Source organism: Janthinobacterium sp. SUN176 (genome assembly GCF_030587335.1).
Lineage (GTDB): Bacteria > Pseudomonadota > Gammaproteobacteria > Burkholderiales > Burkholderiaceae_D > Janthinobacterium > Janthinobacterium kumbetense.
In genome coordinates this window covers 3,249,636-3,263,373 of sequence record NZ_JAPWIA010000001.1, presented here as the reverse complement: position 1 = coordinate 3,263,373, position 13,738 = coordinate 3,249,636, and the positions used below count along the sequence as shown (strand labels likewise).

General features: G+C 59.1%; 10 protein-coding genes. All 10 read right to left on the bottom strand.

The window, feature by feature from the left end:
- Window positions 1–167: 167 nt before the first annotated feature.
- The 10 genes from ileS to O3299_RS14675 all read right to left on the bottom strand — a co-directional run bounded on the left by ileS (window position 168) and on the right by O3299_RS14675 (window position 13,734).
- Window positions 168–3,068 (bottom strand): isoleucine--tRNA ligase, encoded by a 2,901-nt coding sequence (gene ileS, locus O3299_RS14720; RefSeq protein WP_099666825.1) that lies wholly within the window; start codon window positions 3,066–3,068, stop codon window positions 168–170.
- An 81-nt stretch (window positions 3,069–3,149) separates the two neighbouring features.
- A complete protein-coding gene (locus tag O3299_RS14715; protein ID WP_077407919.1) occupies window positions 3,150–4,121 on the bottom strand; it encodes a bifunctional riboflavin kinase/FAD synthetase in 972 nt (323 codons plus the stop codon).
- A 284-nt stretch (window positions 4,122–4,405) separates the two neighbouring features.
- A complete protein-coding gene (locus O3299_RS14710) occupies window positions 4,406–5,617 on the bottom strand; it encodes a hypothetical protein (RefSeq protein ID WP_305052944.1) in 1,212 nt (403 codons plus the stop codon).
- Window positions 5,618–5,695: 78 nt separating this feature from the next.
- Window positions 5,696–6,127, bottom strand: a complete 432-nt coding sequence (locus tag O3299_RS14705) for a biopolymer transporter ExbD (RefSeq protein WP_170840419.1) — start codon at window positions 6,125–6,127, stop codon at window positions 5,696–5,698.
- Between the two features lie 105 nt (window positions 6,128–6,232).
- Window positions 6,233–6,661 carry a biopolymer transporter ExbD gene (locus tag O3299_RS14700; protein ID WP_071075811.1) on the bottom strand — a complete coding sequence of 143 codons (429 nt, stop codon included), beginning with the start codon at window positions 6,659–6,661 and terminating at the stop codon, window positions 6,233–6,235.
- Window positions 6,662–6,666: 5 nt separating this feature from the next.
- Window positions 6,667–7,587, bottom strand: a complete 921-nt coding sequence (locus O3299_RS14695) for a MotA/TolQ/ExbB proton channel family protein (RefSeq protein ID WP_180278707.1) — start codon at window positions 7,585–7,587, stop codon at window positions 6,667–6,669.
- 86 nt (window positions 7,588–7,673) lie between these two features.
- A complete protein-coding gene (locus tag O3299_RS14690) occupies window positions 7,674–8,330 on the bottom strand; it encodes an energy transducer TonB (RefSeq protein WP_289911227.1) in 657 nt (218 codons plus the stop codon).
- 539 nt (window positions 8,331–8,869) lie between these two features.
- Window positions 8,870–10,471 carry a SpoVR family protein gene (locus O3299_RS14685; protein WP_099666828.1) on the bottom strand — a complete coding sequence of 534 codons (1,602 nt, stop codon included), beginning with the start codon at window positions 10,469–10,471 and terminating at the stop codon, window positions 8,870–8,872.
- On the bottom strand, window positions 10,471–11,739 hold the full coding sequence (locus tag O3299_RS14680; protein ID WP_077407911.1) for a YeaH/YhbH family protein: 1,269 nt from the start codon (window positions 11,737–11,739) through the stop codon (window positions 10,471–10,473). The genes O3299_RS14685 and O3299_RS14680 overlap by 1 nt, the downstream gene beginning before the upstream one ends.
- A 72-nt stretch (window positions 11,740–11,811) precedes the next feature.
- Window positions 11,812–13,734: a PrkA family serine protein kinase gene (locus tag O3299_RS14675; RefSeq protein ID WP_099666829.1), complete on the bottom strand. Its 1,923-nt coding sequence runs from the start codon at window positions 13,732–13,734 to the stop codon at window positions 11,812–11,814.
- Window positions 13,735–13,738: the final 4 nt, after the last annotated feature.

The window sequence follows — 13,738 nt, the reverse complement described above, 5'->3', positions numbered from 1 at the left end:
TAAAGCCGCCGCCTGGCAGCAGGCGGCGGTTGGACGGATAGCATACAACGGCGGGCAAAATCGTAGCGAGCGGCAGCGATTTGTGGCCGAGAAGCGCAACCGTACTCTAGTACGGTGAGCATCGCAGGCCGCAAATCGCGACGCGCAGCAGATTTTGACGCCGTTGTTTAGGCGAAGCGGCGAACTTCGCCCTTGCCAAACAGGTTGCTGACGCAGCGGCCGCACAGGGTGGCATGCGCGGCGTCCGTGCCCACGTCGCTGCGGTAGTGCCAGCAGCGCTCGCACTTCGGCGCCGTCGACGCGGCCACGACCACTTCCTCGGCTGCTTCGTCGGCCACTTCGGCTACCGTTGCCTGCGAGGTGATGAAGACGAACTTCAAGTCGTCGCCCAGGGTCGTCAACAGCTTGTACTTCATCGGCGCGGCCTTGATCGTCAGTTCCGCCTGCAGCGACGAGCCGATGGCGCCCGAGGTGCGCAAGTCTTCCAGCTGTTTTGTGACGTCCGTGCGCACGGCGCGCAGGGCCGTGTATTTCTCCAGCAGGTCGGCCGCATCCGCCACTTCCGGCAGCTGCCACCAGGTTTGCGTGAAGATGGTTTCATCGCTGGCGGCATACGCTTCGCTGCCGGCGAAGACGGCCCACGCTTCCTCTGCCGTGAACGACAGGGCCGGGGCCATCAGGCGCAGCAGGCTTTGCGTGATGTGCCACAGGGCCGTCTGCGCCGAACGGCGCGCGTGCGACGTCAGGCCGGAGGTGTACAGGCGGTCCTTCAGGATGTCCAGGTAGAAGCCGCCCAGGTCTTCCGAGCAGTACGTCTGCAGCTTTGACACGACCGGGTGGAATTCGTAGCGCGCGTAGTTGTTCTCGATCTGCGTTTGCAGCGAGGCCATGTTGGCCAGCGCATAGCGGTCGATTTCGAACATCTCGGCCACCGGCACGGCGTCCGTGGCCGGATTGAAGTCCGAGGTGTTCGCCAGCAGGAAGCGCAGGGTGTTGCGGATGCGGCGGTACGATTCCGTCACGCGTTTCAGGATTTCGTCGGAGATCGACAGCTCGCCCGTGTAGTCGGTCGAGGCGATCCACAGGCGCAGGATGTCCGCGCCCAGGGTGTCCGAGATCTTTTGCGGCGCCAGCGTGTTACCCAGCGACTTAGACATCTTCTTGCCTTCGCCATCGACCGTGAAGCCGTGCGTCAGCAGCGCTTTATATGGCGGACGGCCATTGAGCATCGACGACACGAGCAGGGACGAGTGGAACCAGCCGCGATGCTGGTCCGAGCCTTCCAGGTACAGGTCGGCCGGGAATTGCAGCTGCGTCGAGTGCGAACCGTGCGCTTGCGGGCCGCCCAGCACCGTCTGGTGCGTGGCGCCGGAATCGAACCACACGTCCAGCGTGTCCTTGTTCTTCGCGTAGATGGCCGCTTCGTCGCCGATCAGGTCAGCCAGGTCCAGCGCCTGCCATGCCTCGATGCCGCCTTTTTCGATCAGCTTGGCCACTTGCTCCAGCAGTTCCGGCGTGCGCGGATGCAGGTCGCCCGTTTCCTTGTGCACGATGAAGGCCATCGGCACGCCCCATTGGCGCTGGCGCGACAGGGTCCAGTCGGGACGGTTGGCGATCATGCCGTGCAGGCGCGCCTGGCCCCAGTCCGGGAAGAACTCGGTGTCGGCGATGCCTTTCAAGGCCGTTTCGCGCAAGGTCGCGCCGCCGTCCTTCGGCGTCACATCCATGCCGGCGAACCACTGCGAGGTGGCGCGGTAGATGATCGGCGTCTTGTGGCGCCAGCAATGCATGTAGCTGTGGTCGAACATCTTGACTTCGAACAGCGCACCGGCTTCGCGCAGGGCGTTGCAGATCGGCTTCGACGCTTCCCAGATGGTCATGCCGCCGAACAGGGGCAGGGTCGAGGCGAACTTGCCGTCACCCATGACGGGCTTGATGATGTCGTCGTCCTTCATGCCGTGCGCCTTGCACGAGATGAAGTCGTCCAGGCCGTAGGCTGGCGCCGAGTGCACCACGCCCGTGCCGCTTTCCGTGGTCACGTATTCGGCCAGGTACAAGGGCGACAGACGGTCATAGAAGGCATCGGCCGCATGCAGCGGGTGGCGGAAGCTGATGCCGGCCAGGGCCGCGCCGTCGCAGGTGGCGATGGTCGTGCCATCGAGCTTGAAGCGCGCCAGGCTGGCGACGACCAGGTCTTGCGCCAGGATCAGCAGCAGCGGCTGGCCATCGCGCTCGGCTTTCACCAGCGCGTACTTGACTTCCGGGTGCACGTTCAGCGCCTGGTTCGACGGGATGGTCCACGGCGTCGTGGTCCAGATGACGATGAAACCGTTATCGGTCGGCAGCGATGGCAGGCCGAAGGCGGCCGCCAGTTTTTCCGGCTCGGCGAACTTGAATCCGACGTCGATGGCGGGATCGCGTTTTTCCGCGTATTCCACTTCCGCCTCGGCCAGCGCCGACTGGCAGTCGAAGCACCAGTTGACGGGTTTCAAGCCGCGGTACACATAGCCTTTTTCCAGCAGCTTGCCCAGCGCGCGCAATTCGTCGGCTTCATTGCCGTGCGCCATGGTCAGATACGGGTTGTCCCACTCGCCCAGCACGCCCAGGCGAATGAAATCCTTCTTCTGGCGCTCGACCTGCACGTTGGCGTAGGCGCGGGCCTTTTCCAGCACTTCCGCCGTCGGCAGGTTCTTGCCGTGCAGTTTTTCGATCTGGATCTCGATCGGCATGCCGTGGCAATCCCAGCCTGGTACGTACGGCGCGTCGAAGCCGGCCAGCGAGCGCGATTTGACGACCATGTCCTTCAGGATCTTGTTGACGGCGTGGCCCAGGTGGATATCGCCATTCGCGTACGGCGGGCCGTCATGCAGGATGAATTTCGGACGGCCGGCGGCAGCCTTGCGCACGCGCTCGTAGATTTTCTTGTCTTGCCATTGCTGTACCCATTGCGGCTCGCGCTTGGCCATGTCGCCGCGCATCGGGAACGGGGTTTCCGTCATGTTGACCGGGTATTTGCTTTCAGGCTTCTTGTTCTGCTTGGGCGTGGCTGGCTTGTTTTGATCGGACATAATCTTCTTTAATGGTATGGAGTATATTTTTGCAGCGGGTTTGCGACGGCAAGTGCCGCCAGGCGGCGGAGTTGGCCGGCGTCAAATTCGGTCGGTGGCGGTAATGGCGCCGCTGCGCTGCTCAAAATAGGCGCGCGCCTGGTTCGAGTCGCGCTCGATGGCGGCCGTCAGGGTGGGCAAATCGTCGTACTTTTCTTCGTCGCGCAGCTTTTCCAGGAATTCCACGCGCACCAGCTTGCCGTAGCAGGATTGATTGAAATCAAACAGATGCACTTCCAGCAAGACGCGGCCGCTGTCGTCGACGGTGGGGCGCACGCCGAGGCTGGCCACGGCCGGCAGCGGCTGCGGCGCCAGGCCGTGCACTTGCACGATGAAGACGCCGGACAGGGCGGGACGGTGCGCCACGCGCAGGTTCAGGGTGGGGAAACCGAGGGTGCGGCCCAGTTTCTGGCCGTGGATGACATGGCCGGAAATGGCGTACGGATGGCCCAGCAGCTGCGTGGCCAGCGGGAAATCGCCGGCGGCCAGGGCCAGGCGCACGGCGGACGACGAGATGCGCGTGCTGCCGTTCATCACGGTAGGCAATGTTTCTACATGGAAACCATATTTGCGGCCCGCTTCCTGCAGCATGGCCACGTCGCCGGCGCGCCGGGCGCCATAGCAAAAGTCGTCGCCGACCATCAGCCATTTCACGTGCAAGCCGTCGACGAGGACTTTTTCCGTGAATTCCTGCGGCGTCAAGGCGGCGAACTGGGCGCTGAAGTGCTCGACGACGACACGGTCGATGCCGGCGTCATCCAGCGATTGCAGCTTGTCGCGCAAGTTGGCGATGCGCTGCGGGGCCTTGGACAGGTCGCCCGCGCGCTGCGCGAAGAATTCGCGCGGGTGCGGTTCGAACGTCATCACGGCCGCTTCAATGCCGAGTTCGGTCGCCGCGCCGCGCACGCGCGCCAGCAAGGCTTGATGGCCGATGTGGACACCGTCAAAATTGCCGATGGTCAGAGCGCAAGGCGCTCGTGCCTGGGCATTGGGAAGTCCGCGGAATACCTTCATAGGAATCTGATGAAAAACTGTGCCAAAAGGGGGATTATACGGACTGTTTCGGGGATGCACACCCGGCAGGGTGGACGCAGGGCGAATTTCACTGCTGAAATGATAAAAAGCGTTGCCGGCGGGTATGCTGGCAACGCTTTAGTATTGATTCAATGCACTCTCAACGTCGAAGCCAAGCGTAGCGAGCGGCAGTGATTTGTTGCCGAGAAGCGCAACCGTACTGTAGTACGGTGAGCATCACAGGCTGCAAAGCGCGACGCGCAGTAGCTTGGGTTCGATGTTAATTACTTATTCATCAAGGTCCAGTAGCGGGCCAGGTCAGCCGCGCCATCCGTGCCCTTGACGGCTTTGAGTGCCGTCGTGGCGTTGGACTTCTTGCCGGCGTGGATGTAGGCGATGCCCAGATGCAGCTTGGCTTCTTCCGCATACTTGGCGGTGCCCAGTTTCACGGCGTCGTTCATCAAGCCCAGACCTTTTTCGGCCTGGCCATCGTAGACCAGGGCGAAGCCCAGCTTGCTCAAGCTGTCGGCGTCCTTGTTCTTGGCGTATTCCGCTTCCGACTTGGCCGCGTTGGCTTTCAGGTCAGCCTGGGTTTTCAGGGCCAGGTCTTTCAGACGCTGGTGACGTGGCGCATCGGCGCCGGTACCCAGCACGCCTTTTTTGTAGCCTTGCTCGATGATGCTCAGCGCTTCGCCAGGATTGCCTGCTTGCAGGGCCAGCTGGCTGATTTCCATGTATTCGGAAGGCTTGCTGAACAGGCCGTTGGCCAGGCGCAGGCGCTGGACATCCAGGCCCAGGCGTTGCGAGAAGCCAGGTTTGCCCGAAACGCGGTTCAGCAGGTCGGCCCAGTAGCTGGTTTTCGGATAGCTCGATGCCAGTTTTTCCAGGGTGGCGACGTAGCCGCCCTTGTCGTTTTGCTTCAACTGGATGTTGGCCAGCATTTGCAGGCTCGCTTCCGAGTTGCCGCCACGCGCTTGCAATTCTTTTGCCGCTTCGGCGAAGTTGCCGCTGACGTAGTAGGTCTGGATCAGCAGTTCGCGCATCTGTGGATCTTCGCGGTCTTTCAGCGAGCGTTTGATCCAGGTGATGGTGTTTGGCCAATCCTTGGCGCGGTAGTACATGCCTGCCAGCGCTTGCGTGAATTTGGGGGCTTCGGCGGCGCTCAGGCGGCCGGAATTGATGACGGCTTCAAAAGCCTTGATGGCGGTGCCGTTGTCGCCAGCGGCGGCGGCAGCCGAGGCGCGCACGCGTTCGATCTGGTAGCTTTCAAAGGCGGTTTTGCCGCCGACGCTGTCAGCTTCGCGCAGCTTGGCCAGTGCTTCCTTGTTTTTGCCGCTGCCAGCGAGTTTTTGCGCTTCTTGCAATGGCTTGCCCACTTCGGCACGCACGGTGTCCGCGGCATATGCCAGCGAGCCCAGGCCGATTACGGGAGTTGCTGCGGTAAAACCGATAGCGGCCATGACGAGGCCGAGATGAGCGAGACGAAACTTGGACATGAGAAAGTCTTTCAGTAAAAAGCGAATAGGCAGGAAGTCCTGCCTATTCGGATGTAAAGATAACCTGATTGCTACAGCTTACTGGAATTGCTCGTTGCCGACCAGACCGATTTTGGTCACGCCCAGACGCTGCGCCGACGCCATCACACCGGCGACGACTTTGTATTCCACCAGCTTGTTAGGACGCAGATGCACTTCTGGCTGATCTGCTTGCGCAGCAACGTTGCTCAGCTTGGCTTCCAGCGTATTACGATCAGGTACGACCTGATTGTCCCACAAGATAGTGCCATCAAAATCGACATCGATCGTGACGACCACTGGTTCGGTTGTCGGTGGCGGCGGGGTGCCGACCGGCATGTTCAGGTTCACCGAGTGGTTTTGCTTAGGAATCGTGATGATCAACATGATAATCAGCACCAGCATCACGTCGATGAGGGGCGTCATGTTCAGTTCCATCATTGGTTCCGGATCCGCGCCTGCTGCGCTTCCCGAACCGACATTCATACTCATAGTGTTTCCTTTAAGAAGTCCAACGAAGCACCGGGCGATACTGCCGCCCGGCAAGCTTCCTTCAGTGGCGCCCCCCTGTTGCCGGGACGCCGCTGTCAGTCGCTATCAGCCCTTGTCAGGTGGTTCGGTGATGAAGCCGACCTTCTGGATCCCGGCACGTTGGGTCGTGTAAATAACCCGGCCGATCGATTCGTAGCGTGTTTCTTGGTCGCCACGAACGTGTACTTCCGGCTGCGGTACTTTCACTGCTTCAACTTTAAGATAATCGAACAGTTCGTTCGTGTCTTTCAGTCTGGTCTGGCCCAGGTAAATCTCACCATCCTTGTTAACAACGATGTTGACGTTCTCTGGCTTGGTTTGCAGGGCTTGGTTGGCCTCAATCGGCAGATCGATTTTCTGCAATTTGAGGACAACCGGACTGGTGATCAAGAAAATGATCAGCAAAACCAACATGATGTCGACGAGCGGCGTCGTGTTGATTTCTGACATTACTTGATCTTCATCTCCGCTGTCGGAGCCGACGGACATCGACATGATTCTTATCCGATCTTTTTAGCGCCGGCAGCACGGCCAGCTTCGCTGGTGGACATTACGCCGGAAACCAGGACCGAGTGAACGTCGGCGCTGAACGAGCGGATGTCTTCCATTGCGGATTTGTTACGACGTACCAGCCAGTTGTAACCCAGAACGGCAGGAACGGCGACCAGCAGACCGAAAGCGGTCATGATCAGTGCTTCACCAACTGGACCTGCAACTTTATCGATCGATGCGTTACCGGTCATGCCGATAGCGGTCAGCGCGCCGTAAATACCCCAAACGGTACCGAACAGACCGATAAACGGTGCGGTCGAACCAACGGTTGCCAGGAACGACAGGCCATCTTGCAGACGCGATTGGACTTTATCCGAAGCGCGCTGGATCGACATCGTCACCCAGGTCGACAGATCGATTTGTTCCAGCAGGGCGCCGTCATGGTGAGCGGTTGCCTTGGTGCCCGATTCAGCGATGAAGCGGAATGGCGAGCCTTCGCTCAGGGTTGCCGAACCAGCAGCGATCGAAGGAGCTTTCCAGAATTTGGAAGCGGCTTCTTTAGCTTGCTTGAAGATCTTCATTTGATCCAGCAGTTTGGTGATGATGATGTACCAGCTGCCGATCGACATGATGGACAGGATGATCAGGGTGGCGCGTGGCACGAAGCCGCCGTCCCATACTGCGGACAGGCCGAACGGGTTGTGCACTTCTTCGGTTTTGGCTGGAGCGGCTGCATCAGCGGCTGGAGCTGCTGCTGGAGCGGCGGCATCTGCAGCAACTGGTGCTGGTGCAGCGTCTGCCGCAGGAGCCGAAGCGGCAGCCGATGCTGGCGCGTCAGCGAATGCCGGAGCTGCTACCAGAGCGGTAGTAGCGGTAACGGACAACAGAACCGCGGCAAAAAATGCGGACAAACGGGTATTCTTAAACATGCTTCCTCCAAAATTAAAAATAACAGATCGCTGAACGTAATGACAACGAAATCATAGTGTGAGACAGGGGATAACTGTCTCGGGTTTTAATCCAGCGACCAAACGTATTGCATTTGCTGCCAGCCTTGTTCCGGCTTGCCGTCAACTGTTGCCGGCTTAAATGTACAGCGGCTGATACCTTGCACCGCAGCTTTGTCCAGGTCCCTGAAGCCGCTGGACTTCACGATCTTCGAATCAGCAACCTTGCCGTCTACACCGATCAGGAACGACAGTGTCACCACACCGGTTTCCTCGTTACGCTGCGACGACTTTGGATAAGCCGGTTTTTCGCAGACGCTGAAGTCAACCACGGCCGGTGTACGCACCGATTTGGCTGGTCCAGGAGTTGGCGCAGGCTGTGCTGGCGGCGTTGGCGGTGCCAATACATTCGATGCTGGCTTCACGGCAGTCGCATTTGCAATCACGTTCTGCTGTGGCGGCGGCTGCTGCACGTTCACCTCGACTGGCGGAATGAATGGCGGCGGTGGCGCCTTCATTTCTGGCGGCGGTGGTGGCGGTGGAAGATCCTTCGGTGGAGGCGGTTTGACTTCCTCGATAATCTTGGTTTCAACCGGTTCCATCATTTTGGTGACCAACCGCTTGCCCAAGCCCGTCGCGATCCCGTAAGCCGCGAGAACGTGCAGCAGGACAACGACGGTTATGCCTGTGTAGTTCTTGGGACTTTTCTCGTTCGAAAAATTCATGCCTGCTTTCTCCAAATACCATCTCTTGTCTTGCAACTGAACCCCAAAATGACGACACAAAGCTCCAGCCGTATCCGGGACGTCGCCGAATTATACATACGAATTCTTTATTTTACACAGATTTTTAACGCCTAAAACCGGTTAAATTTTTGGCGCTTTTGCGCCCTGAAAACGTACTTGCTTATGTCATCTTTGCACGCTTTCGGACATAAAAAAAGGCGGTCTTATCGGTTTTTTACAGCCGTTTTGGGCGACCGCTGCTAAGTTCTCCGATGTGTCGATCTGGCGGAATTATATTTCGTGATATCCAATATGGAAACTGCTAAATTTGGAGAAAAATCTTTCTTTTTGGAAATGTTTTGCCTCGGAACCAGACCACTTAGCCCGTCGCGCGCACCAAACGGGTGCGGAACGCACTTCACCCAGGTCAAAAAAGGCGCTCCTGACAGCCGTTTCGAGGCCGTCAGGCCATACTGAATTCCTATATAGGCATAGGAAGCGCTTATATTCTTGCTATTGATTATTATCAACAAATCATTTCATGGCTTGGCAACCGGGTCATCGCGCCGGTTGCGCTTCTCGCGCCGGCAATTCAAGGTGCCCAGCACCGCCCCCTGCGGGTCGACCGTATCGAGGTGCACATCGAAGCCCCACAGCCGTGCCACGTGCTTGAGCACCTCGGCAGCCTGCTGGTTCAGCGGGCGGCGCTGGAATTGCGTGTGGCGCAGGGTCAGGGCGCGGTCGTCGCGCGTGTTGACGGACCAGACCTGGATATTCGGCTCGCGGTTGCCCAGGTTGTACTGTTCCGCCAGTTGCTGGCGCACGTAGCGGTAGCCGGCATCGTCGTGGATGGCGGAAATGGCCAGTTTTTCATTCTTGTCGTCGTCGAGCACGGTAAAGAAGTGGAATTCGCGGATCAGCCGCGGCGACAGGTACTGGGCGATGAAGCTTTCATCCTTGAAATTGCGCATGGCAAAGTCCAGGCTCTTGCGCCAGTCGCTGCCGGCCATGTCGGGGAACCAGGCGCGGTCTTCGTCGGTCGGGTGCTCGCAGATGCGGCGGATGTCGCTCATCATGGCAAAACCCAGCGCATACGGGTTGATGCCGCTGTAATACGGGCTGTCGATGGGCGGCTGGTAGACTACGTTGGTATGGCTTTTCAGAAATTCCATCATGAAGCCGTCGCCCACCACGCCTTCGTCATACAGCTGGTTCAATATCGTGTAGTGCCAGAAGGTGGCCCAGCCCTCGTTCATGACCTGGGTTTGCCGCTGCGGATAGAAGTACTGGGAAATCTTGCGCACGATGCGCACCATCTCGCGCTGCCACGGTTCCAGCAGCGGCGCATACTTTTCGATGAAGTACAGCAGGTTTTCCTCGGGTTCGGGCGGAAAGCGGGGCGCGGCCTTGCGCTGGTCTTCCTCTTCCTCCTCATCCTCGCGGCGGGGCAGGGTGCGCCACAGCTGGTTGATCTGCGACTGCACATAGGCTTCGCGCTCTTTCTGGCGCGCATATTCCTTCGCCATCGACAGTTTCGCCGGGCGCTTGTAGCGGTCCACGCCATAGTTCTGGATGGCATGGCACGAGTCGAGCAGCAATTCCACGGCGTCGACGCCATGGCGCTGTTCGCATTCGGCGATGTAATTCTTGGCAAACACCATATAGTCGATGATGGCGTCCGCATCCGTCCAGGCGCGGAACAGGTAATTGCCTTTAAAAAAGGAGTTGTGGCCGTACGCCGCATGCGCGATCACCAGCGATTGCATGGTCAGGCTGTTTTCCTCCATTAAATAGGCGATGCACGGGTTCGAGTTGATGACGATCTCGTAGGCCAGGCCCATCTGCCCCCGCTTGTAGCTTTTCTCGGTCGATAAAAAATGCTTGCCGAACGACCAGTGGTTGTAGGAGACGGGCATGCCCACCGAGGTATAGGCATCCATCATCTGCTCGGCCGTGATGATTTCCAGCTGGTTCGGATAGGTGTCGAGGCCAAACTGTTTCGCCACGCGGCGGATTTCCTCGTGGATTTGCTCGATCAGCTCGAACGTCCATTCCGACTGCTCGGGCAGGGCGTTCGGGTGGCGCAGGCGCGCGAACGGTTCGCCCGGGGTGTTGCTGGCGCGGTCAAAGGCTGCACTCATCATTTCACCTGTTTCTTGAACAGTTCGCGGAAGACCGGGTAGATATCGGCCGGCGTGACGATCTTTTGCATGGCGAAATGGGCGTGATGGTCGAGCACGCCCGCGTATTGCTCCCACAGGTTTTGCTGCGGGCCGTCCGTGATCTCGACATAGGTGTAGTACTGCACCTTGGGCATGATGGTATTAATAAGCAATTGCCGGCACAGCACGGAATCGTTGTCCCAGTTGTCGCCGTCGGACGCCTGCGCCACATAGCTGTTCCATTGCCCGGCGCCATAGCGTTCGTCGATGATGGTGTTGAGCAAGTGCAGCGCGGACGACACGACGGTGCCGCCCGACTCGCGCGAATTGAAGAATTCATGCTCGTCCACTTCGGCCGCCGCCGTATGGTGGCGGATGAAGACGACCTCGATCTTGTCGTAGGCGCGCTTGAGGAACAGATATAACAGGATGAAGAAGCGCTTGGCCGTGTCCTTGCGCGACTCGTCCATGGAGCCGGACACGTCCATGATGCAGAACATGACGGCTTGCGTCATCGGCTTGGGTACCTTGATGCGGTTGCTGTAGCGCAAGTCGAACGGGTCGATGAAGGGGATGGCCAGCAGGCGCGTGTGCAGGTGGTGGATCAGGCGGCGCAGTTCCGTGACGAGCGGGTCGCTGTCGGGCGCGCCTTCGTGCAGCAGTTCGGCCAGGTCTTCCTCGGCCTGCGCCAGCTGCTTGCGGGCGCCGCCGCCGACGGCGATGCGCCGCCCCAGCGCGCCGCGCAGGGAGCGCAGCACGTGGATGTTCGATGGCGTGCCCGACATATTGTAGCCGGCGCGCTGGTTCTTGAATTCCGTGGTGGCCGTCAGCTGGGTTTTCACCATGTGCGGCAATTCCAGGTCTTCGAAGAAGTAATTCATGAATTCTTCGCGCGACAATTCGAAGATGAAGTCGTCTTCCGTCGTTTCGTCGCTATTGCCCGCCTTGCCCCGCCCGGCGCCACCGCCGCCTTTCGGCCGCGCGATCTGGTCGCCTTTCAGGTATTCCTTGTTGCCGGGATTGACCACTTCCCATACGCCGCCATGCGCGTGGCCGAACGACGGTTCGCCCACGTCCTTGACGGGGATGCTGACCTTCTCGCCATTCTCGACGTCCGTGATCGAGCGCCCCTTGATGGCGCGCCCCACGGCATCCTTGATCTGGCCCTTGTAACGCCGCAGGAAACGCTCGCGGTTGACGGCGGATTTATTCTTGCTTTGCAAGCGCCTGTCGATGAGATATGTCAAAGGGTGCCTCCTTGCTTCTCGTCTTGCGCGCCCCGCCTGCCCTCGGGCGGGAGCGCGCCTCCGCTGTCCGCGCTAGGATGACTTGCGCACGCGCAAGTACCATTCGCATAACAGGCGTACCTGCTTGGCCGTATAGCCTTTTTCCACCATGCGGGCCACGAAGTCGGCGTGCTTGTTGGCATCGTCGGCGCTGGCCTTGGCATTGAAGGAAATCACGGGCAGCAATTCCTCCGTATTTGAAAACATTTTCTTTTCAATGACGGTGCGGAACTTTTCATAACTGGTCCAGGCGGGATTCTTGCCGCCGTTCGAGGCCCGCGCGCGCAAGCCGAAGTTCACGATTTCATTGCGGAAATCCTTCGGATTGGAAATGCCCGCCGGTTTCTCGATCTTCTCGAGTTCATTGTTCAGCGATTCGCGGTCGAAGCTTTCGCCCGTGTCCGGATCGCGGTATTCCTGGTCCTGTATCCAGAAATCGGCAAACGTCACGTAGCGGTCGAAGATGTTCTGCCCGTATTCCGAATAGCTTTCCAGGTAAGCCGTCTGGATCTCCTTGCCGATGAATTCCACGTAGCGCTGCGCCAGGTGCTCTTTTATATAGGAGAAGTAGCGCTGCTCCAGTTCCGGCGCGAACTGCTCGCGCTCGACCTGCTGCTCCAGTACATATAATAGATGCACGGGATTGGCAGCCACTTCGGAATTGTCAAAGTTGAACACTTTTGACAGGATCTTGAAGGCAAAGCGCGTCGACAGGCCGTTCATGCCTTCGTCCACGCCCGCGTAATCGACGTATTCGTGCATGGACTTGGCTTTCGGGTCCGTGTCCTTGAGGTTTTCGCCATCGTAGACGAGCATCTTCGAGAAGATGCTGGAGTTTTCCGGGTCTTTCAGGCGCGACAGGATGGCGAACTGCGCCATCATGCGCAGGGTGCCGGGCGCGCACGGGGCCTTGACGAGCGAGGAATTGGCCACCAGCTTGTCGTAGATCTTGATTTCGTCGGACACGCGCAGGCAATACGGCACCTTGACTATATAGATACGGTCAAGAAACGCCTCGTTGTTGCGGTTGTTCTTGAACGTCTTCCATTCCGACTCGTTCGAGTGGGCCAGGATGATGCCGTCGAACGGAATCGCGCCGAAGCCTTCCGTGCCCTTGTAATTGCCTTCCTGCGTGGCCGTCAGCAAGGGGTGCAAGACCTTGATCGGCGCCTTGAACATTTCCACGAATTCCATCAAGCCCTGGTTGGCCAGGCACAGGCCGCCCGAATAGCTGTAGGCGTCCGGATCGTCCTGCGCATAGTCTTCCAGCTTGCGGATGTCGACCTTGCCCACCAGCGAGGAAATATCCTGGTTGTTTTCGTCGCCCGGCTCCGTTTTCGAGATGGCGATCTGTTTCAGCACGGATGGATAGCGCTTGACGACGCGGAACTGGTTGATATCGCCATTGTATTCATGCAGGCGTTTCACGGCCCACGGGCTGGGGATGTTGCGCAGGTAGCGGCGCGGGATGCCGTAATCCTCTTCCAGGATGGTGCCGTCCTCTTCCTCGTTGAACAGGCCCAGCGGCGATTCGTTGACGGGCGAGCCTTTCAGGCAATAGAAGGGCACGTGTTCCATCAGCGACTTGAGTTTTTCCGCGATGGACGACTTGCCGCCGCCGACGGGCCCCAGCAGATACAGGATCTGCTTGCGCTCTTCCAGGCCTTGCGCGGCGTGGCGGAAGTACGAGACGACTTGCTCGATCACCTCCTCGGTGCCGTAGAACTCGCGGAAGGCGGGGTAGATCTTGATGATCTTGTTGGCGAAGATGCGCGACAAGCGCGTGTCGTTGCGCGTGTCGACCAGCTGCGGCTCGCCGATGGCGGCCAGCATGCGTTCAGGCGCGCTGGCGTACGTCAGCTTGTCCTTCTTGCACAGGGCCAGGTAGTCGGTGAGCGACATTTCCTCTTCGCGGGTGCGCTCGTAGCGTGCTGCATAGTTATCAAAAATGGTCATGTCA

Bases quoted from the DNA above. Each gene is read 5' to 3' on its own strand.
- ileS (WP_099666825.1), bottom strand. From the start codon at position 3,068: ATGTCCGATCAAAACAAGCCAGCCACGCCCAAGCAGAACAAGAAGCCT.
- O3299_RS14715 (WP_077407919.1), bottom strand. From the start codon at position 4,121: ATGAAGGTATTCCGCGGACTTCCCAATGCCCAGGCACGAGCGCCTTGC.
- O3299_RS14710 (WP_305052944.1), bottom strand. From the start codon at position 5,617: ATGTCCAAGTTTCGTCTCGCTCATCTCGGCCTCGTCATGGCCGCTATC.
- O3299_RS14705 (WP_170840419.1), bottom strand. From the start codon at position 6,127: ATGAGTATGAATGTCGGTTCGGGAAGCGCAGCAGGCGCGGATCCGGAA.
- O3299_RS14700 (WP_071075811.1), bottom strand. From the start codon at position 6,661: ATGTCGATGTCCGTCGGCTCCGACAGCGGAGATGAAGATCAAGTAATG.
- O3299_RS14695 (WP_180278707.1), bottom strand. From the start codon at position 7,587: ATGTTTAAGAATACCCGTTTGTCCGCATTTTTTGCCGCGGTTCTGTTG.
- O3299_RS14690 (WP_289911227.1), bottom strand. From the start codon at position 8,330: ATGAATTTTTCGAACGAGAAAAGTCCCAAGAACTACACAGGCATAACC.
- O3299_RS14685 (WP_099666828.1), bottom strand. From the start codon at position 10,471: ATGAGTGCAGCCTTTGACCGCGCCAGCAACACCCCGGGCGAACCGTTC.
- O3299_RS14675 (WP_099666829.1), bottom strand. From the start codon at position 13,734: ATGACCATTTTTGATAACTATGCAGCACGCTACGAGCGCACCCGCGAA.